The 18,605-nt window shown below is 69.9% G+C and carries 15 protein-coding genes; 6 read left to right on the plus strand and 9 right to left on the minus strand.

Annotated elements, in window-relative coordinates:
* Nucleotides 1-268 precede the first annotated feature (268 nt).
* The 3 genes from ACWD68_RS08850 to ACWD68_RS08860 all read right to left on the minus strand — a co-directional run bounded on the left by ACWD68_RS08850 (nucleotide 269) and on the right by ACWD68_RS08860 (nucleotide 2,878).
* Complete coding sequence (locus ACWD68_RS08850) at nucleotides 269-463, minus strand: acyl-CoA carboxylase subunit epsilon (RefSeq protein WP_266763125.1); 195 nt, start codon at nucleotides 461-463, stop codon at nucleotides 269-271.
* 57 nt (nucleotides 464-520) lie between these two features.
* The gene (locus tag ACWD68_RS08855) at nucleotides 521-2,128 is read right to left on the minus strand and encodes an acyl-CoA carboxylase subunit beta (RefSeq protein ID WP_451805766.1); all 1,608 of its coding nucleotides are present in this window, start codon (nucleotides 2,126-2,128) and stop codon (nucleotides 521-523) included.
* A gap of 252 nt (nucleotides 2,129-2,380) precedes the next feature.
* Nucleotides 2,381-2,878 carry a hypothetical protein gene (locus ACWD68_RS08860; RefSeq protein WP_451805767.1) on the minus strand — a complete coding sequence of 166 codons (498 nt, stop codon included), beginning with the start codon at nucleotides 2,876-2,878 and terminating at the stop codon, nucleotides 2,381-2,383.
* Between the two features lie 303 nt (nucleotides 2,879-3,181).
* On the opposite strand from ACWD68_RS08860, the gene ACWD68_RS08865 reads away from it, so the two are divergent.
* Nucleotides 3,182-3,802: a YceI family protein gene (locus ACWD68_RS08865; RefSeq protein WP_451805768.1), complete on the plus strand. Its 621-nt coding sequence runs from the start codon at nucleotides 3,182-3,184 to the stop codon at nucleotides 3,800-3,802.
* A gap of 176 nt (nucleotides 3,803-3,978) precedes the next feature.
* Here the strand turns inward: ACWD68_RS08865 and ACWD68_RS08870 are convergent, their stop codons facing one another.
* Entirely contained in the window at nucleotides 3,979-4,569 is a 591-nt protein-coding gene (locus ACWD68_RS08870; protein ID WP_451805769.1) for a YdeI/OmpD-associated family protein, read from the minus strand.
* Nucleotides 4,570-4,830: 261 nt separating this feature from the next.
* On the opposite strand from ACWD68_RS08870, the gene ACWD68_RS08875 reads away from it, so the two are divergent.
* Nucleotides 4,831-6,468, plus strand: coding sequence for a subtype B tannase (locus ACWD68_RS08875; protein ID WP_451805862.1), 1,638 nt, complete (start codon nucleotides 4,831-4,833; stop codon nucleotides 6,466-6,468).
* Between the two features lie 127 nt (nucleotides 6,469-6,595).
* Complete coding sequence (locus ACWD68_RS08880; RefSeq protein WP_451805770.1) at nucleotides 6,596-7,087, plus strand: N-acetyltransferase; 492 nt, start codon at nucleotides 6,596-6,598, stop codon at nucleotides 7,085-7,087.
* A gap of 221 nt (nucleotides 7,088-7,308) precedes the next feature.
* Here the strand turns inward: ACWD68_RS08880 and ACWD68_RS08885 are convergent, their stop codons facing one another.
* Nucleotides 7,309-8,676, minus strand: a complete 1,368-nt coding sequence (locus ACWD68_RS08885) for a hypothetical protein (protein WP_451805771.1) — start codon at nucleotides 8,674-8,676, stop codon at nucleotides 7,309-7,311.
* A gap of 276 nt (nucleotides 8,677-8,952) precedes the next feature.
* Between ACWD68_RS08885 and ACWD68_RS08890 the strand changes: the two genes are divergently transcribed.
* Nucleotides 8,953-9,204: a hypothetical protein gene (locus tag ACWD68_RS08890; protein WP_451805772.1), complete on the plus strand. Its 252-nt coding sequence runs from the start codon at nucleotides 8,953-8,955 to the stop codon at nucleotides 9,202-9,204.
* A gap of 72 nt (nucleotides 9,205-9,276) precedes the next feature.
* Here the strand turns inward: ACWD68_RS08890 and ACWD68_RS08895 are convergent, their stop codons facing one another.
* Nucleotides 9,277-12,318, minus strand: a complete 3,042-nt coding sequence (locus ACWD68_RS08895; RefSeq protein ID WP_451805773.1) for a glycoside hydrolase family 3 protein — start codon at nucleotides 12,316-12,318, stop codon at nucleotides 9,277-9,279.
* Nucleotides 12,319-12,573: 255 nt separating this feature from the next.
* On the opposite strand from ACWD68_RS08895, the gene ACWD68_RS08900 reads away from it, so the two are divergent.
* A complete protein-coding gene (locus ACWD68_RS08900) occupies nucleotides 12,574-14,448 on the plus strand; it encodes a ricin-type beta-trefoil lectin domain protein (protein ID WP_451805774.1) in 1,875 nt (624 codons plus the stop codon).
* Nucleotides 14,449-14,484: 36 nt separating this feature from the next.
* Nucleotides 14,485-14,973 (plus strand): hypothetical protein, encoded by a 489-nt coding sequence (locus ACWD68_RS08905; protein WP_451805775.1) that lies wholly within the window; start codon nucleotides 14,485-14,487, stop codon nucleotides 14,971-14,973.
* A gap of 7 nt (nucleotides 14,974-14,980) precedes the next feature.
* Here the strand turns inward: ACWD68_RS08905 and cimA are convergent, their stop codons facing one another.
* From cimA to ACWD68_RS08920, 3 genes are all read right to left on the minus strand, one after another.
* Nucleotides 14,981-16,585, minus strand: coding sequence for a citramalate synthase (gene cimA, locus ACWD68_RS08910; RefSeq protein ID WP_451805776.1), 1,605 nt, complete (start codon nucleotides 16,583-16,585; stop codon nucleotides 14,981-14,983).
* Between the two features lie 368 nt (nucleotides 16,586-16,953).
* Complete coding sequence (locus ACWD68_RS08915; protein ID WP_266763104.1) at nucleotides 16,954-17,544, minus strand: TetR/AcrR family transcriptional regulator; 591 nt, start codon at nucleotides 17,542-17,544, stop codon at nucleotides 16,954-16,956.
* Between the two features lie 15 nt (nucleotides 17,545-17,559).
* Nucleotides 17,560-18,597: an agmatine deiminase family protein gene (locus ACWD68_RS08920; protein ID WP_451805777.1), complete on the minus strand. Its 1,038-nt coding sequence runs from the start codon at nucleotides 18,595-18,597 to the stop codon at nucleotides 17,560-17,562.
* Nucleotides 18,598-18,605 lie beyond the last annotated feature (8 nt).

Genomic DNA, 18,605 nt, shown 5'->3' on the forward strand with positions numbered 1-18,605 from the left:
CGCCTCCGAGGCGACGGCCCCCGCTTCTCCAGCCGGAGAAGCGGGGGCCGTCGTCCGTCTCCCCCACCGATTCCCGCCCGGTACGCCGCGACGGCCGGGCTCCGAGCGAACTCCTGCCCCGTACGGCCGCGTTGAGCGGCGGGGTGGCCCCGTAATCCCCGAACGCCCGCCGGAACGCCCCCTGTTCGCGCCGGAGGGCCACCGCGCCTCCGGACACACCACAGCCCCGCCCTCCATCAGGAGGACGGGGCTGTCGGCGTCAGAACACTCAGTGCCAGCTGTGCGGGGCCCGGAAGCCGGGCTCTCGCTCCAGGCGGCGCCAGCCTGCCTTGCGGTGGGCGCGGTGGGCAGGAGCGGCATCAGTGGGAGCAGCGGCGGCACGGGCCAGGAGGATGGCCGTGATGGCGGCGACCTCCTCGGGCTCGGCGTGGCCCTTCTCGACGCGGATGTCAGGGGTGCTCATAGGTTTCAGTCTCCATGAGAGAGGTTTCCGCGGGGGTACCACGGAGGATCCGCAGGGTTACTGCGGGGGGTTGCCGTGCTTGCGGGAGGGCAGGTCCGCGTGCTTGGTGTGCAGCATCGCGAGCGACTTGATCAGGACCTCACGGGTCTCCGCGGGGTCGATGACGTCGTCGACCAGACCGCGCTCCGCCGCGTAGTACGGGTGCATCAGCTCGGCCTTGTACTCCTTGACCATGCGGACGCGCATCGCCTCGGGATCGACGGCATCGGCGATCTGACGGCGGAAGATGACGTTGGCGGCACCTTCGGCGCCCATCACGGCGATCTCGTTCGTGGGCCAGGCGTAGGTGAGGTCGGCCCCGATGGACTGGCTGTCCATGACGATGTAGGCACCTCCGTACGCCTTGCGCAGGATGAGAGAGATCCGCGGCACCGTCGCGTTGCAGTACGCGTACAGCAGCTTCGCGCCGTGCCGGATGATCCCGCCGTGTTCCTGGTCGACGCCCGGGAGGAACCCAGGCACGTCCAGCAACGTGATGATCGGGATATTGAAAGCGTCACACATCTGGACAAAGCGTGCAGCTTTTTCGGATGCTTCGATGTCGAGCACACCCGCCAGGCTCTGCGGCTGGTTGGCGACGATGCCGACGACCATGCCGTCGAGGCGGGCCAGCGCACAGATGATGTTGCGGGCCCAGCGCTCGTGGACCTCGAGGTAGTCGCCGTCGTCGACGAGCTCCTCGATGACCTTGGTCATGTCGTACGGGCGGTTGCCGTCGGCCGGGACCAGGTCCAGCAGCACCTCGCTGCGGCGGTCGGCCGGGTCCGCGGAGTCGGCGCGCGGCGGGTTCTCGCGGTTGTTCTGCGGGAGCATCGACAGGAGGTAGCGCACCTCGGCGATGCAGGTCTCCTCGTCGTCGTACGCGAAGTGGCAGACGCCGGAGGTCTCCGCGTGGACGTCGGCGCCGCCCAGGCCGTTCTGGGTGATCTCCTCGCCCGTCACCGCCTTGACCACGTCCGGGCCGGTGATGAACATCTGCGAGGTCTCGCGGACCATGAAGACGAAGTCCGTGAGCGCGGGCGAGTAGGCCGCGCCGCCCGCGCACGGGCCGAGCATCACCGAGATCTGCGGGATGACGCCGGAGGCCTTGGTGTTGCGCTGGAAGATGCCGCCGTAGCCGGCGAGGGCGGAGACGCCCTCCTGGATACGGGCGCCCGCGCCGTCGTTCAGGGACACCAGCGGCGCCCCGGCCGCGATGGCCATGTCCATGATCTTGTGGATCTTCGTGGCGTGGGCCTCGCCCAGCGCACCGCCGAAGATGCGGAAGTCATGGGCGTACACGAAGACCGTGCGGCCCTCGACCGTGCCCCAGCCGGTGATGACACCGTCGGTGTACGGCTTCTTGGCCTCCAGGCCGAAACCGGTCGCCCGGTGCCGGCGCAGCTGCTCGACCTCTCGGAACGAGCCCGCGTCCAGCAGCAGCTCGATGCGCTCCCGGGCGGTCAGCTTGCCCTTGGCGTGCTGCGCCTCGGTCGCCTTCTCGCTGGGGCCCCGCAGCGCCTCCGCACGGATGGCGTGCAGTTCCGCCACACGTCCGCGCGCGTCCGTCGGTTCGCCTGTGGGGCTCGTGGAGCTTGCGGTGTCGGCCTCGTCCAAAACGGTCATGTAGTGACCTTACGAAGTCCACCTAGGAAAGAGGCCCGTCGACTCTGCACAGTCTCCGGACCGTTTTCCTGGTACCCCTGAACAGAACCGCCACCACATGCAGGCGATCTGACTGCTCAGAGGGGCCTGAGCTTGTAGAGATCACACAAACTCTTCGGCCGAGAGCCACCTCACATTCACGCGGAGCACATGCCGTCGCCAGAGTGACGCGGACCTCCGTTCGAGGGTCCGCGCACACCCCGGGGCGACGGGTCAGCAGCCGCCGCAGTTGTAGTAGAGGACGTCCCAGTGGTTGCCCTCGTCGGCGTAGATGTTGCCGGCGCCGGACTTGTACTGCGGGGCGCCGTCGCCGCGCAGGCCTATGTAGGTGAAGTTGTTCTTGATGTAGGCGGTGACGCAGGTGTTCTTGCCGTAGTCGAGCTTGTAGCCGTTCCAGTGCGAGTACGTGCCGCCGGCGTGGCCGGTCTCGGTGCCGCCGGTGATGTTGAGCGCGCAGCCGCTGGACCCCTTGAGCGTCTGGGCGCCCTGCGCGGTGGCGAGGTTGAGCTGCTCGAACGACGTACAGGTGGAGTTGTTGCGGTCGGAGCAGCCACCGGAGGAGGACCAGGTGACGCCGGACTGGCGGAACATCGAGGTCGCGGTGGCGTGACTGATCTTGGTGACGGCGAACGCTTCGGTGGCGGTGCCGACGACGGCGACACCGGGGGCCACGACGAGAGCGAGGGCGGTCAGCACGGACCTGAACTTCATGGAGGGGGGACCTTTCCTGCGGAGGACCGTCGGGCGGCCGTAGCGAGGTACGGCCGTGCTTCCTGTGGGGCGGCTGTGCAGGGGGTGCACGCAGATGGTGCCCGAGTTCTACGCGCGTCCGCCAGAGGGCGGTGGAAGGTGATCCAGGAGGTGACCCACCGTGACACCGGAGATACACTCCGGATGATGTTGAAACTTGAACGGAATAGGTCTACGGTTGCCCTTGTTGGACTGGTTGAACATTCAACAGATAGCCGCCGTGGCTCTGAACGGAACCGCGGCCCGTCCCCCAAGGAGCACCTCATGGGCATCTTCGGCCGCAAGACCACCGACACCGCCGAGTCCTCGACGACCGCGACGACCACCACCGTCAACCCGGACCTGGCCGCCCTGACCGGCGCCTACACCATCGACCCGGCCCACTCGACGATCGGCTTCGTGGCACGCCACGCGATGGTGACCAACGTCAAGGGCAAGTTCAACGACTTCGAGGGCACGCTGCACCTGGACGGCGGCGACCCGGCCAAGTCGACGGCGTCCCTCGACATCCGGATGGACAGCATCGACACCGGGTCCGCGGACCGCGACGGCCACCTCAAGAGCGCGGACTTCTTCAAGACCGACGAGTTCCCGGCGATGACCTTCCGCTCCACCGAGGCGGAGTCCCTGGGCGGCGACGACTACCGGATCACCGGCGACCTGGAGATCCTCGGCACGACCCGCCGGCTCAGCATCGACCTGGAGTTCAACGGCTCCGCGAAGGACCCGTTCGGCAACGAGCGCGTGGGCTTCGAGGGCAAGGCCGAGATCCTGCGCTCCGAGTGGGGCCTCACCTGGAACGCGGCCCTGGAGACCGGTGGCGTCCTCGTCTCCGACAAGATCAAGCTGAACTTCGACATCTCGGCGATCAAGAACGCCGGCTGAGCCGTCGGCTCCCTCCGGCCCGCGCCGGCCGAACCGTTCGCTGCGGCGACACCCGAGCGCGCCCGCCCTCCTGCTCCCCTCAGGGAGAGGGCGGGCGCTCCGGCGTCTCGGCACGCGGGGGCGGGCACATCGGCGCCCACGGCCCGAAAGGCCGTCCCTCCGCCGCCCGCACCCTCTCACTTCACCCGACGCCCCGCCTCCAGCTCGCCGATCACGGCCCGCAGGCGTGCGGCTCTGGTCCCGGGCGTCCGTGCCCTCAGCAGGCCCACCACGGCGAGGTACTGATCGGTCTTGCCGAGGCCGTCAAAGAAGCGCCGGGCCCGCGGGTTCTCCCGCAGCGCCGCGGCCAGATCGTCCGGCACCGTGGCCTCCTTCTGCGACGCGTACGCGGCCGCCCACCTGCCGTCCGCCCGCGCGGCCTCGACCTCCGCCAGGCCACCGGGCCGCATGCGCCCGGCCGCGGTGAGTTCCTCGACCCGCCGTACGTTCACCGTCGACCACAGGCTGCCAGGCCGGCGCGGGGTGATCCGCTGGAGGAAGTACGCGTCGTCGTAACCCTTGCGGTGGCCGGTGATCCAGCCGTGGCAGAGCGCCACATCGTTGACGTCCGCCGCGCTCACGGAGACCAGGCCGGTTCCCTTCTTCGCGACCTTCACCCAGACGGCGGAGCGGCCTCCGGCGTGGGCGGACAGCCACGCGTCCATCCGGTCCGCGTCCGCGAAGGTCTCGATCCCTGACGCGTTCCCTGCCCCATCGAGGTTGGCCATGGAGAAACGCTAGGACTTCTTCAGGTCGATTCCTGTCCTGAAGCAGCCGAATTCTCGCCGCGTCCCTGTGAGCCCGCTGAGAGTCGATGAGTGTTCACAATGAATTAAACAGAATTGTTGACACTTTTGCGGACAGCGAATTACGTTCGCGGAGCAAGAGCAACAGCGCGCCGGCAGATCGAATGTGCCGCGAGATCGAAGATGCCGCGAAGGGGAGAAATCTCAGTGAAGCACAGGGCAGTGAAGCGCAGGACCGTGGTCATGGGCATCGGAGCGACCGCGGGAGTCGCGGCGGCCGGCGGCTTCGCCCTGAACGCGAACGCGACCGGCACGTCCACGGCGAAGTCGGCGGGCACCCTAGTCTTCGACAAGGACGCCTACACCGAGCTGACGACCACCATCACGGATGCCGACGGCAAGGACCGCGAGGTCGTCTACCACTTCTGGAAGGCCGTCACCTATGTCGCCGACCCGGTGGACGCGAAGTACCAGAGCCTGAACGTCAGCGTCCCCGTCTCGATCGACGGCACCGCCGTGGACGCGACCGACGCGCCCATCGTCTTCGCCAACTCGGTGGGCGGCTACATGCCCTCCTCCGTGGCGGACGCCACCGGCGTGGGCGGCGCGGGCATGACCGGCGGACCCGGCGGCGGTACCGGCGGCCCCTCCCCCAGCGCCTCGGCCTCCGCGAGCGCCTCGGCCTCCGCGAGCGCCTCGGCCTCCGCGAGCGGCGGGACCGGAGAGGTCCAGTCCGGCGGCAACGCGATGGTGAACGCCCAGGGCGGCATGGTCAACCTCGGCAAGCTGGGTCTCGCGGCGGGCTATGTCGTCGTGGAGCCGGGCGCCCGCGGCCGTACGCTCACCGACGCGGACGGCGTCTACTACGGCACCGCGCCCGCCGCGATCGTCGACCTCAAGGCCGCGGTGCGCTACGTCCGCGCCAACAAGGGCGTCATCCCCGGCGACACCGACCGGATCGTCTCCACCGGCACCAGCGCGGGCGGCGCCCTGTCGTCCCTGCTGGGCGCGTCCGGCGACAGCCGCGTCTACGACTCCTACCTGAAGGAGCTCGGCGCCGCCGACGCGAGCGACGCGATCTTCGCGACCGGTGCCTGGTGCCCGATCACCGACCTGGAGCACGCCGACGGCGCCTACGAGTGGAACTGGGGCACCAACGTCACCGCGAGCACCGGCAAGGTCGTCGACCAGACCGTCTCCAGGGCGCTCCGGTCGCAGTTCGCCGAGTACCAGGCCGGCCTGAAACTGCGCGGTCCGAACGGGTTCGGCCAGCTGAACGCCCGCAACCTCGACGCCTACCTGGTCACGACCTATCTGGAGCCTTCGGCCGGCGAATACCTCACGGCTCTTTCGGACGCGGACCGCGCGACCTACCTGGCCGCCAACCCCTTCATCACCTGGTCCGGCGGCAGGGCGACGTTCACATGGGAGGACTTCGTGAAGCACGTGGGCGCCCGCAAGAAGTCCACGCCGGCCTTCGACGCCTTCGACCTCTCCGCGGGCGAGAACAACGAATTCGGCAAGGACAAGGCCGAGGCCCGTCATTTCACGGCGTACGGCCTGAAGAACGACACCACCGGCGTGACCGGCAAGCGGCTCGAGAGCGACATCCCCGAGAAGCTGAACCTGATGAACCCGATGTACCACCTCCAGCGGGACAACCCGGGCCGCTCCAAGCACTGGTGGATACGTCTCGGCACCAAGGACTCCGACACCTCGCTGACGGTCTCCGCGAACCTCGCGGCCGCCGCGCGGAACCTGGGCGACGACGTCGACCACTTCTACTACTGGGACGAGGGCCACGGCTCGAACATCGACCCGGGCGACTTCCTCACCTGGATCGCCAAGGTGACGGGCCACAAGCGGCGCGCCGCCAAGTAACACCGCCGCACGACCAAGTGCCCTTCGCCGACGCCGAGTTCCCCGACCGCGGGAGCTCGGCGTCACGGCGTTGGCGGGCCGCGAATAACCCCGTGCGCGCCGACCGCCCGGTCGCTAGCCTCCGGGTATGAGCTGGCTGCCCGCTGATTTCGTCCATCCGTCCCGCGTCGAGGTGCCCGGCGGATGCCATCTGCGTCCGATCACCGGGGCCGACGCCGCCATCGACTATCCGACCGTCATGGGGTCGCGTGAGCGGCTGTGGTCGATCTTCGGAGAGGCGTGGGGCTGGCCCGCGGCGACGATGACGTACGAGGCGAATCTGAAGGATCTGGAGCGGCACGAGGCGGAGATCGCCGCCCACCAGTCCTTCAACTACGTGCTGTTCGACGCCACCGGCACCACCGAGTACGGCTGTGTCTACATCGACCCGCCGGAGAAGGCGGGCGCCGACGCCGAGATCTCGTGGTGGGTGGTGGACGAGCGGGTCGGTACGGCGCTGGAGCGGGAGCTGGATCTGCTCGTGCCCCGGTGGATCGCCGAGGACTGGCCCTTCCAGCGGCCTCGGTTCATCGGGCGCGATCTGTCCTGGCACGACTGGCTGGCTCTGCCGGACGCGTAGGACCGGAGCCGGACGGCCTGCGCTGGACGGCCTGCGCCGGACGGCCTGCGCTGGACGGCCTGCGCTGGACGGCCGGCACTGGACGGCCGGCACTGGACGGCCGGCACTGGACGGCCGGCACTGGACGGCCGGCACTGGACGACTGGAGCGGGCAGTCCCCAGGGACCGGGCGGGCTCCCGTGTCCTCAGGAGCGCCCTCGGAATTTCCCCCGGAATCTCCCTCAGAAGCCTCCGCCGCCGCCGAAGTCTCCACCGCCACCGAAATCTCCGCCCCCGCCGCCACCGCCGTCCCCGAACCCGCCGCCGAAGTCGCCCGCGTCGAAGTCGGCACCGGAGGCGTCGCCGCCGTCGTAACCGCCGCCGAAGTCGCCGTACCCGGTGCCGTAGGCGGCCCCGTACGAGGGGCTGGCCATGACGCTGCCGAGCACGGTGCCGACGAGGAGGCCGGGCAGCAGGCCGCCGCCGAAGTAGCCGCCCGCCCAGGGGCCGTACGCCGGGCCCGCGTCCCAGTACGGGCGGCGGCCGTACTCCGTCTCGACCTCGCGGACCGCCGGATTCTCACCGTCGGAGAGACGGATCCAGTCCGCCTTGCAGACCGGGACCTCGCGGGACGCGCCCCCGGCGGGTGTCCAGGCCGCGTCGGCGACCGACGGGCCGTGCCGGGGGTCGAAGAAGCAGGGCGCGCGGCGTTCGGGGACCGGCCGGCCCTCGCGGCGCGCGGCGAGCACGGCGAGGGAGAAGCGGCCCTCCTCCAGGGACTGCGTGACGGCGCGTACGTCCTCGGGGCGCTGGGCCGCGCCCATGGAGGACTTCGCCTGTTCGTAGGCGTCCAGCGCGCGTTCGTAGTCCGCCCGCATGACGTCGTCGGCGCCCGCCTCCGCGGGGTGGAAGTCGAGACGGTCCAGTTCCTCGCCGAAGGCGGTGATGTCCTCGTCCACGACCACGCGGAGCCTGTCGAGCGCGGCCCGCTGCTCCTCCTCCTTGCGGCGCCGGTTGCGGCGTACGACCGTGTACGCGCCCGCGCCGCCGACGACGGCCACCGCGCCGACCGCGATCAGCGCTCCCGCGGACACGCCTCCGCCGCCCTTTTCGCCGCCCCAGCTCGCGGGGGCCGAACCGCGGATGTTGGTGAGCGCGCGGTCGGTGAAGTCGTTCAGCTGGGTGTTCGCGTCCTTCACGCCCTGGACGCTGGTGACGAGGTTCTGCACCGCCGAGCGGGACATCACCGCGGAGTCGGCGCGGGCGTCGAAGCGGTCGCCGAGCCTGACCTCGTAGAGCCCGGTGATCCCGGTGGCGGTGCGCAGGTTCTGGAAGAGGTTCTGAGTGGGGAAGTCCGCGGGGAGCACGGCGACGAAGACGGGTCTGTCCGCCTTCTTGATCTTGGCGGCGAGAGCGTCGGCCTCCGGCGCGGAGAGCTGGGCGGAAGCCGCCGGGTCCACATAGACAGGGCTCTCGCGAAGGGCCGCCGCGACGGTGGAGACGTCGGTGGCCGCGTGGGCGGGGGGCGCCGGGAACCACAGCGCCGCCAGGGCCGCGAGCGCCAGTGCGACCAACAGGCCCGGAAGTCCTCGGGTGCGTGCGACCCTCATGCCTCCGAAGCTACCTGAACCGGAGCAAATCCGGGCATCGGAGGCGAACGCTCGATGGACCCTCGGCCATGCGGCCCGATCTCCGCCGCGCCCCGCCTCGCCCCGCCTCGCCCCGCCGCGTCGCGACCGGCCGGAGCGGCGACGGGTGCGGTGACCGAAGCGGCGACTGGAGCGGTGGCCGCTCCGGTCCGCTGTCCTGCAACGATCCGATTCCGCCTGGCGGAATTGTGGGCTCCGTCACAGCAATGGATGGCATGAACCTGCTGAAGTGACCGCATGGTCGGACTCATCCTTCGCGTGCTCCCGTTCTGGGTGCGCGAGCCGCTGCTCATCGTCGTCGGCATCCCCTTCACCATCGGACTCTTCTACGCGGCGGCCCGGGACCGGGAACCGATCGGCGCCCTTCTCGGTCTCGCGGTCCTCGTCTTCACCGCGATCCGGATCCACACCGTGGTCAAGGCCTGGCAGGCCCGCAAACTGGCCAAGGAGCTCAAGAGCGCGACAGCCCCGGCAGCGACCGCTTCGTAGAAACCCCGAACCCGCGAAAAGCGCCGGCCGGGACTGGTCGTCCAGCCCCGGCCGGCGCTTTCACCACTCCTCTCAGGCGGCTCGGTAGGCCTCCGCCAGCTTGGCCACCGCCCGCGCGTAGTGGCCGGTCAGCAGGAGATGGTCCGCGTCCGCGAAGGGCTTCGCAGACGCAGCGGTGATCGACGAGCCGATCTTCTGCTGGACGAGCAGACGGGCCTTCGTCACGGCCGTGCGCGCGACCTCGTCGGCGCCGGACCTCTCCGCCGCCGAGGCCACCAGGGCGAGCGTCCGGAGGGTGGCGGTGCCACCGCCCGGTGCCTTCGTGAGCGTCGTCAGACCCCACCCGTACGGGAACTGCGGGTCGTAGGAGGCGTCACCGACGTTGATCGGCAGCTGGGACTCCGCCTTGGGCCAGGTGACCGGAAGCTGTCCGGTGAAGGCGCGCCGGCCGTAGAGGACGTCCGCGACGCCGTCGCCCTCCGTGCCCGGCAGCCAGGAGGCGACGAGGGCGTCGACGGCGCCGAGACGGTCGCCGATGAGCTGCGGGCGGCCCGAGACGATCAGCACCGCGCACTTCATGGCCGCGCACACCTTGTCGACGGCCGCCTTGTCGGCCGCGGTCAGCTCCAGGTCGTTGCCGTTGCCGACATCGCCGACGCCTTCCGCGTACGGGGTCTCGCCGACGACGACCACACCGACGTCGTAGCCGCCGGTGGGGGCGGAGGCGTCCTTCGAGTACGTGACGTCACCGCCGGCCTTGCGCATGCCCTGGAGGATCGTCGTGCCCTGGGTGATGTTCCCGGACGAGCCCTGCCAGGTGATGGTCCAGCCGCCGGTCTGGTTGCCGATGTCGTCGGCGTTGGAACCCGCGACGTACACCTTCTGCGACTTCTTCAGCGGCAGTACGCCGTTCGCGTTCTTCAGCAGGACCTGGGACTCGGCCGCCGCCTGCCGCGCCACGGCCCGGTGCGCGGCCGAGCCGATCTCCGAAGCGCCGCTCGTGTCCGCGTACGGCTTCTCGAATAGGCCCAGCTTGAACTTCTGCGTGAGGATGCGCGCCACGGCGTCGTCGATCCGCCGCTCGCTGACGCGACCGGCCTTCGCCTCGTCGATGAGCGTCGTGCGGAAGTCCTTGTACGAGTACGGCACCATCATCATGTCGACACCCGCGTTGACCGAGCTGCGGACGTGGGACGCGTAGTCGCCGGGGAGCTGGTCGATGGCGTTCCAGTCACTGATCACGAAGCCGTCGAAGCCCATCCGGCCCTTGAGCACGCCGTTGATCATGTCGGCGCGGGCGTGCATCTTCACCGGGCCCTGACCGTCGCCGACGATATCGAGCGAGGAGTAGGACGGCATGACCGAGCCGACGCCGCGGTCGACCGCCGACTGGTACGGGGCCAGGTGCACGGCCTCCAGCTGCTGCCGGGTGACCTTGGTGACGCCCTGGTCGATGGTGTACGAGCCCGTCGTGGACGTGCCGTACCCGGTGCCGCCGTCGCCGACGAAGTGCTTGGCGGTGGCGAGGACCTTGTCGTCGTCCTTCAGGTCCCTGCCGTCGGCGGCCCCTTGGAGACCCCGGACGACCGTCTCCATGGACTCGACGAGCGCCGGGTCCTCGCCGAAGGACTCGTAGGAGCGGCCCCAGCGCTCGTCGCGGGTCACGCACAGGCAGGGGGCGAAGTCCCACGGGATGCCGGTGGCGCGGACCTCGGAGGCGGTCACCGCGCCCGCCCGCTCCGCGAGTCGGGGGTCACGGGTGGCGCCGATGCCGATGTTGTGCGGCAGCACCGTGGCACCGGTGAGGTTGTTGTGGCCGTGCACCGCGTCCACGCCGTAGATCAGCGGGATCTGGAACCGCGTCGCCTGCGACCGGAGTTGGTAACCGTCGATCATCTTCGCCCAGGCCGCGGCGGTGTTGGGGGTCGGCGTCGAGCCGCCGCCGGAGAGCAGCGAGCCGAGGTCGTAGGAGGCGATGTCACCGCCCGTGCCGATCGCGCCGCGCTCGGCCTGGGTCATCTGTCCGGCCTTCTCCTCCAGGGACATCCGGGAGACGAGGTCGGCGACCCGCTTCTTCACGGGCAGCTTCGGATCCAGGTACGGGAGTCCGTGGGCGTCGATGACCACCTGCGGGGTCTCGGTGGGGGCCTTGGCGCCGGTCACCGTGAGCTTGAGGGGAATCGTCTCGGCCGCTTCGGCGGACCGGTCGCGCAGGGTCGGGATCCGGATGGTGCGGCTCGTACCGGACGCCGTGCCCGCCGGGAAGGTGACCTCGCCCTTGACCGGGGTGTAGTCCTTGCCCGGTTCGGCGGAGCCGCCCGCGCTCTCGTATCCGACGGTCACGGGTTCGTCGATCGGCACGGCGCCGGTGGTGGCGACGGAGACCTTCACGGAGGCGGCGGCGCCCTCCTTCACCGTGTGGACGGCGGCGTCGGTGGTGACGGAGGCACGCAGGGACTGGTCTGCCCTGCCGTACAGCTCGACGTCGTCCATGGCGAACTGCCCCTGGACGCCGACCGGGAGGGTGACGGCGTATCCCCACATCTGGTTCAGACCGAGGACCTGGTCGATGCCGCCGACGGGCTGGTAGTCCGTGCGATAGATGAAGTCGGTGAAGGGGATCTCGATCTGTTTCCAGCCGGTGAAGTCGTCGGTGAAGGAGGTCGTCCACAGCTCGGAGGCCTCGCCGTTGGCTCCGCCGTCCTTGATCTCGAAGGCGATCTTCTTGGCGTTGTCGCGGCCGTCCCACCAGAAGCGGATGCCCTTGTGCGCGGACCAGTCGTGGGCCGGCTGGTCCGCCGCGAAGTCGTGGGTGAACCCGCCGTAGCCGCTGATGTCGTAGTCGCCGGTGAGGACCTTGGCGCCCTCGGGCGCGTCGGACCGTTCGGTCAGGGCCAGCCGGGGCGGGTCGTCACTGTCGCCGCCCCAGGTGAAAATGCCCTCGGCGGGCTGGCTGGCGAAGGGCACCTCGCCCTCGAAGCGGTCGACCGGCACGGGCGCCGGATCGTCGGCCGCCGCCGTGCCCGCCGACGCGAGCGGAAGCAGTCCGGCGATCAGCGCGGCACCGGCCAGCAGAGCGGTTCTTCGTACGGAATTCCGATCGAGCCTGGTCATGGGGTCCCCCCTCGACTCTCACGTAACTTCTGACGGCTCATTCGTCTTACGACTTAGATCACGGCGTGAGTTAACTGGCGTCCCGGCAACCCGTCAAGACTTCACGTCAGAACCGGTACACACCCAAGTCACGGCCAGATCAGGGCAGTTGTTCCTTCAGCCTGTGAACGCGCGACCCCTTGACGCGGGTCCGCGGCCGTCATTTACTCACGCCTCGCACGCCTCCCACCCCCACTTCCAGAAGGGCGGCGCTCCATGAGGAGATCCACCACGAGATCCACTCGGGCGGTCCGGCTGATCGTCGCCGGGCTGCTCACCACCGCGGGATTCACGGCGGCGGCGCCCGCGCACGCCGCGGGCGAACAGGTCACCGCCTATCTGACGACGACGGACGACACCGGCGGGCGCCATGTCGTCCGCGGCCTCCAGGCCCAGGCTCCGTTCGCCTTCCAGTCGGGCAGCGGCGGCAGCGGCGAGAACATCACCGTCGACGAGAACACCCGGTACCAGACCTTCACCGGCGGGGGCGCCTCCTTCACCGACACCGCGGCCTGGCTGATGAACAGCAGCGGCGCGCTCTCGCAGAGCACGCGCGACGCGACGATGCGCAAGCTGTTCTCTCCGACGGACGGGATCGGGCTGTCCTTCCTGCGCAATCCGATGGGCGCCTCGGACCTCGCCCGCTACGGCTACACGTACGACGATGTGCCGGCCGGACAGAGCGACCCGAACCTCGCGCAGTTCTCCGTCGCGCACGACCTGGCCGACGTGGTGCCGCTGACCAAGCAGGCGCTCCAGCTCAATCCCTCCCTGACGGTGATGGCCTCGCCATGGACCGCACCGGCCTGGATGAAGGACAGCGGGTCCCTGAACGGCGGCTGGCTGAAGTCGGAGGACTACGGCGCGTACGCCTCGTACTTCGTGAAGTACCTTCAGGCGTACCGGGATCAGGGCGTCCTCGTCTCGTACGTCACCCCCCAGAACGAGCCGACCTGCTGCTCCGGCTATCCGTCGATGAGCTGGAACGCCTCCGGGCTCGCCTACTTCACCAAGAGTGAGCTGCTGCCCAAGCTCCAGGCGGCGGGCCTGTCCACCAAGGTGCTCGCCCACGACTGGAACTGGGACGTGTACGACTCCTACGCGGCGGCGACCGTCGACGACGCGGCGGTCCGCTCGCACCCGAACTTCGGCGGGATCGCCTGGCACGGGTACGGCGGCGACGTCACCAAGCAGACGAGCGTGCACAATCAGTACCCGGGACTCGACGCCTTCGGGACCGAGCACTCCGGCGGTACCTGGATCGCCGACCAGCAGCGCGAGGACATGCTCAACATCGTCGACTACACCCGGAACTGGGCGAAGTCGGTGACCAAGTGGTCGCTCGCCGTGGACCAGAACCGGGGTCCGCACAACGGAGGTTGCGGGACCTGTTCCGGGCTGATCACCGTGCACAACGGGGACGGGGCGGGCGGGACCGTCGACTACACGGTCGAGTACTACACGATGGGGCACCTGACGAAGTTCGTCCGGCCCGGGGCGCAGCGGATCGCCTCCACGGCGTCGTCGGACGTCCCGAACGTCGCCTGGCGCAACCCGGACGGGTCGAAGGCGCTGATCGCCTACAACGGCGCGTCGGCCGCGAAGTCGGTCACCGTCAACTGGGGTTCCCAGCACGCCACTTATTCCCTGCCGGGCAAGACGTCGGCGACGTTCACCTGGTCCGGGACGCAGTCGGGCGGGGGCGGCCAGTCGGGCGCGTTCGTGGGTCTTGCGGGCAAGTGCCTTGACGTGGCGGGCGGTTCGAGTGCCAACGGCACGGCGGTGCAGCTCTACGACTGCAACGGGTCCGCCGCGCAGGCCTGGTCGGTGCAGGCGGACGGATCGGTGCGCTCGCTCGGGAAGTGCCTCGACGTCACGTCGGGGTCGACGGCCGACGGCGCGAAGGTGCAGTTGTACGACTGCAACGGAACCGCTGCACAGCGGTGGTCGTACAACTCCGCCACCGGTGATGTGGTGAATACGGCGGCCAACAAGTGCCTGGACGTCACGGGCAACTCGTCGGCGAACGGCGCACGGGCACAGATCTGGTCGTGCACGGGGGCCGCCAACCAGAAGTGGCACTTGCAGTAGGGCGGGGCGTGTCCCGCCCTCGACAGGGGGCGGGACATGAAACGTGCCGTAGTGGCGGTTACGGGTGTGGTGGCCGGGTGCCTGTTGCTCAGCGGATGCGGGGCGGAAGTACTGCCGCTGGCCGCAGTGCGCCTGGATACGGAAGGAGCACCGCGGGCGGTCCTGCGGCCGTGCGGTGACGACCTGATCCAGGGGCTCTCGCTCGTCGGGGCTCCAGCCGGGACGGACTCCGGCCGGAACCGCTCCGGATGGAAGGCGCCGGGCCATCGGCACGGCACCGACGCCGAGTTCCCGCTCTTCGCACCGCCGCCCGCCTGGCGGGCCCGTGCCGCGGGACAGCAGCGGCTGGTGCCGGACTACACGTACGAACTCGGCTTCGGGAAAGCCGAGTCCAACTACGAGTACACCGGCACCGTCACCTTCCGCGCTGCGGACCTGGCCAAGCTGAAGCCCGGCCAGGTGTGGGCCGACGACCGGGCGATGAGTCTCGGCGAGTTCGAGAAGCTCGCCGAGGACTCCTGTTGAGGCGGACCTACGCGGCCGGCTCGACGCCCGCCCGCAGCAGCCCGTAGGTGTACGCGTCCTCCAGTGCCTGCCAGGACGCGGCGATGACGTTCTCCGCGACGCCGACCGTGGACCACTCCCCCGTGCCGTCGGAGGTGGAGATGAGGACGCGGGTGGTGGAGGACGTGCCGTGCTTGCCCTCCAGGATGCGGACCTTGTAGTCGACCAGCTCCAGCTTGGCGAGCTGGGGATAGATCGTCTCCAGGGCCACCCGCAGAGCGCGGTCGAGGGCGTTGACCGGGCCGTTGCCCTCGGCGGTGGCGACGATGCGCTCGCCCTTGGCGAAGAGCTTGACCGTGGCTTCGTTGGCGTGGCTGCCGTCGGGGCGGTCCTCGACGATGGCCCGCCAGGACTCGACCTCGAAGTACGTACGGGCCTTGCCCTCGGCCTCGGCGCGCAGCAGGAGTTCGAAGCTCGCGTCCGCGGCCTCGTACGTGTAGCCCTTGAGCTCACGCTCCTTGACCCGATCGACAACGCGGCCGACGAGTTCCCGGTCGTCGCTGATGTCGACGCCCAGTTCCTTGCCCTTGAGCTCGATCGAGGCCCGGCCCGCCATGTCGGAGACCAGCATCCGCATGGTGTTGCCGACCTGCTCGGGGTCGATGTGCTGGTACAGGTCCGGGTCGACCTTGATCGCCGAGGCGTGCAGGCCCGCCTTGTGGGCGAACGCGGACACTCCCACGTACGGCTGATGGGTGGAGGGGGTGAGGTTGACGACCTCCGCGATCGCGTGCGAGATCCTCGTCATCTCCCGCAGCGCGCCCTCGGGGAGCACCTTCTTCCCGTACTTCAGTTCCAGGGCGGCGACGACGGGGAACAGGTTGGAGTTGCCGACCCGCTCGCCGTAACCGTTGGCCGTGCACTGGACGTGGGTGGCGCCCGCGTCGACCGCCGCCAGGGTGTTGGCGACGGCGCAGCCCGTGTCGTCCTGGGCGTGGATACCGAGCCGGGCGCCGGTGTCCGCGAGGACGGTCGCGACCACGGCCTGGACCTGCGCCGGGAGCATGCCGCCGTTGGTGTCGCACAGGACCACGACGTCGGCACCGGCCTCCGCGGCGGCGCTGACGACCGCCTTGGCGTACCCGGGGTTCGCGCGGTAGCCGTCGAAGAAGTGCTCGCAGTCGACGAAGACGCGGCGGCCCTGGGAGCGCAGGTGGGAGACGGTGTCGCGGACCATCGCCAGGTTCTCGTCGAGCGTGGTGCGCAGAGCGAGCTCGACGTGCCGGTCGTGGGACTTGGCGACCAGGGTGATCACCGCGGCCCCCGAGTCCAGGAGTGCCTTGACCTGCGGGTCCTCCGAGGCCTTGCCGCCCGCGCGGCGGGTCGCTCCGAAGGCCACGAGCTGGGCGTGCTTGAAGTCGATCTCCTGCCGGGCGCGGGCGAAGAACTCGGTGTCGCGCGGGTTGGCACCGGGCCACCCGCCCTCGATGAAGCCCACCCCGAAGTCGTCCAGGTGCCGCGTGATGGCCAGCTTGTCCGCCACGGTGAGGTTGATGCCCTCGCGCTGCGCGCCGTCGCGCAGCGTCGTGTCGAAGACGTGGAAAGCATCGTCGAGTTCGCTGGTTTCCGTCATGGTCTCAAGGCTCCTGTATTGAATCTCGGTCTACCGGAATGACCGGCTCCACCGTCCCCCAATCATCCCTCGCGCTGCGTTCCCGGCTGAAGGTGGGCCAGAAATGCGAAAAACCCCTCGCGGGTGCGAGAGGTCTGCGCGCGGGTCGAGAACGACGGTGTCCGCCCGTACCTGGTCGTACGTGGCGGTCACTGCGGACCGGCGCGCCTGCTGCCAATAATCGTGGCGAACGAGAGCACGGGGGCAGTCTGGCACATACCGACCGGTGCTCACAGGGTGTCTCAGGATGCGAGCACTGGGCTACGTGGTCAGCGCGGCGTTCGATCACATACGACCCGGACGTCTGATCGACCGTCCGCGAACACCGCTCAGCCCAGGGACGCGTCGAGGAACTCCCGTACGTGGGAGAGGACTTGGTCGCGGCCGGTACCGCGGAGGCCGATCGCCACATGGATGGAGAAGCCGTCGAGCAGGGCGCGCAGCCGGGCACCGAAGCGGTCCGGGTCGACGGCGCGGAACTCGCCGCGCGAGACACCCTCGGCGAGCAGCGCGACGAGGTCCCGGTGCCAGGCGCCCTCGATGGCGACCTGCCGTTCCCTGGCGTCGTCGTCCGCGTTCTGCGAGCGGTTCCAGACCTCCAGCCAGAGCGTCCAGTGCGGGTCGCGGTGGCCGTCGGGGACGTACAGGTCGACGTAGGCGTCGAGGCGCTCGCGGGCCGTTCCGCGCGCGGCGAGCAGCCGGCCGCGCTCGGCGCCGAGGCGGCCCTCGCTCCACTCCAGGGTGCGCAGCAGCAGCTCGTCCTTGGAGCGGAAGTAGTAGAGGAGATGGCCGCTGCTCATGCCGACCTCACGGCCGAGTGCCGCCATGGTGAGCTTCTCCAGACCGCGTTCGGCGATCATCTCCATGGCGACGGCGAGGACCTCCTCGCGCGGCGGCGCGTTCTTCCGCGCACCGGCCATCCGTGGCTCCCGTTCTCAGACCTTGGGCTGCTGCTGGGTGATGCAGTGGATGCCACCGCCGCCCGCGAAGATCGTACGTGCGTCCACCAGCGTGACGGTCCGCTCGGGGAAGAGCCGGCGGAAGATGCCCGCCGCGATCTCGTCGCGCGGGTCGTCGAAGCCGCAGAGGACGACGCCGCCGTTGCAGAGGTAGTGGTTGATGTAGGAGTAGTCGGCCCAGTGGCCGTCGGCCTCCAGGGCCGTCGGGGCCGGGACCTCGACGACCTCGATGCGGCGTCCGCGCGCGTCGGTCCCCGCCCTGAGCAGGCCGATGACCTCCCGGCTGACCTCGTGGTCGGGGTGCGCCGGGTCCTGCTGGGAGTGCGCGACGATCACGCCGGGCCGGGCGAACGCGGCGACGATGTCGACATGACCGAGCGTGCCGAAGCCGTGCGGGGGGTAGTCGCCGGTCAGGCCGCGCGGCAGCCAGATCGCCTTGCTGGTGCCGAGCTGGGCGTGGATCTCCGTCTCGACCTGCTCGCGGGTCCAGCCGGGGTTGCGCTCCGGGCCGAGCTGCACGGTCTCGGTGAGCAGCACGGTGCCCTCGCCGTCGACGTGGATCGCACCGCCCTCGTTGACCAGCCGTGAGGCGTACGTCCTCGCCCCCGCCAGGTCCGCGACCTCGGCGCCGATCTTCGCGTCGTGCTCCCAGCGGGCCCAGGCCTGGGCGCCCCAGCCGTTGAACGTCCAGTCCACGGCGGCGAGTCCGCCCTGGCCGTTGGTGAGGAAGGTGGGGCCGATGTCACGCATCCAGGCGTCGTCGAGCGGGCGCTCGACGGTGTCGATGCCGGGGCCGAGGAGTTCGGCGGCCGGTGCGGACTGGCCCGGCCCGCACACCACGGTGACCGGTTCGAAGCGGCGGACGGCGCGGGCCACCGCCGCCCAGGCCGCGCGCGACTCGGCGAGGTCCTCCGGGTTGTCGAAGGTGGGGTTGGGGCCCGGCCACGCCATCCAGGTGCGCTCGTGCGGGGTCCACTCGGCGGGCATACGGAAACCGTCGGCGGCTGCAGACATGAGTGATC

It is taken from the genome of Streptomyces sp. NPDC005141 (genome assembly GCF_053599975.1).

Excerpts from the sequence above, each read along its gene's own strand:
- ACWD68_RS08885 (WP_451805771.1), bottom strand. The coding sequence starts at position 8,676 with ATGAGGGTCGCACGCACCCGAGGACTTCCGGGCCTGTTGGTCGCACTG.
- ACWD68_RS08865 (WP_451805768.1), top strand. The coding sequence starts at position 3,182 with ATGGGCATCTTCGGCCGCAAGACCACCGACACCGCCGAGTCCTCGACG.
- ACWD68_RS08850 (WP_266763125.1), bottom strand. The coding sequence starts at position 463 with ATGAGCACCCCTGACATCCGCGTCGAGAAGGGCCACGCCGAGCCCGAG.
- ACWD68_RS08895 (WP_451805773.1), bottom strand. The coding sequence starts at position 12,318 with ATGACCAGGCTCGATCGGAATTCCGTACGAAGAACCGCTCTGCTGGCC.
- ACWD68_RS08875 (WP_451805862.1), top strand. The coding sequence starts at position 4,831 with ATGGGCATCGGAGCGACCGCGGGAGTCGCGGCGGCCGGCGGCTTCGCC.
- ACWD68_RS08860 (WP_451805767.1), bottom strand. The coding sequence starts at position 2,878 with ATGAAGTTCAGGTCCGTGCTGACCGCCCTCGCTCTCGTCGTGGCCCCC.
- ACWD68_RS08890 (WP_451805772.1), top strand. The coding sequence starts at position 8,953 with ATGGTCGGACTCATCCTTCGCGTGCTCCCGTTCTGGGTGCGCGAGCCG.
- ACWD68_RS08920 (WP_451805777.1), bottom strand. The coding sequence starts at position 18,597 with ATGTCTGCAGCCGCCGACGGTTTCCGTATGCCCGCCGAGTGGACCCCG.
- ACWD68_RS08915 (WP_266763104.1), bottom strand. The coding sequence starts at position 17,544 with ATGGCCGGTGCGCGGAAGAACGCGCCGCCGCGCGAGGAGGTCCTCGCC.
- ACWD68_RS08880 (WP_451805770.1), top strand. The coding sequence starts at position 6,596 with ATGAGCTGGCTGCCCGCTGATTTCGTCCATCCGTCCCGCGTCGAGGTG.
- ACWD68_RS08900 (WP_451805774.1), top strand. The coding sequence starts at position 12,574 with ATGAGGAGATCCACCACGAGATCCACTCGGGCGGTCCGGCTGATCGTC.
- cimA (WP_451805776.1), bottom strand. The coding sequence starts at position 16,585 with ATGACGGAAACCAGCGAACTCGACGATGCTTTCCACGTCTTCGACACG.
- ACWD68_RS08905 (WP_451805775.1), top strand. The coding sequence starts at position 14,485 with ATGAAACGTGCCGTAGTGGCGGTTACGGGTGTGGTGGCCGGGTGCCTG.
- ACWD68_RS08870 (WP_451805769.1), bottom strand. The coding sequence starts at position 4,569 with ATGGCCAACCTCGATGGGGCAGGGAACGCGTCAGGGATCGAGACCTTC.
- ACWD68_RS08855 (WP_451805766.1), bottom strand. The coding sequence starts at position 2,128 with ATGACCGTTTTGGACGAGGCCGACACCGCAAGCTCCACGAGCCCCACA.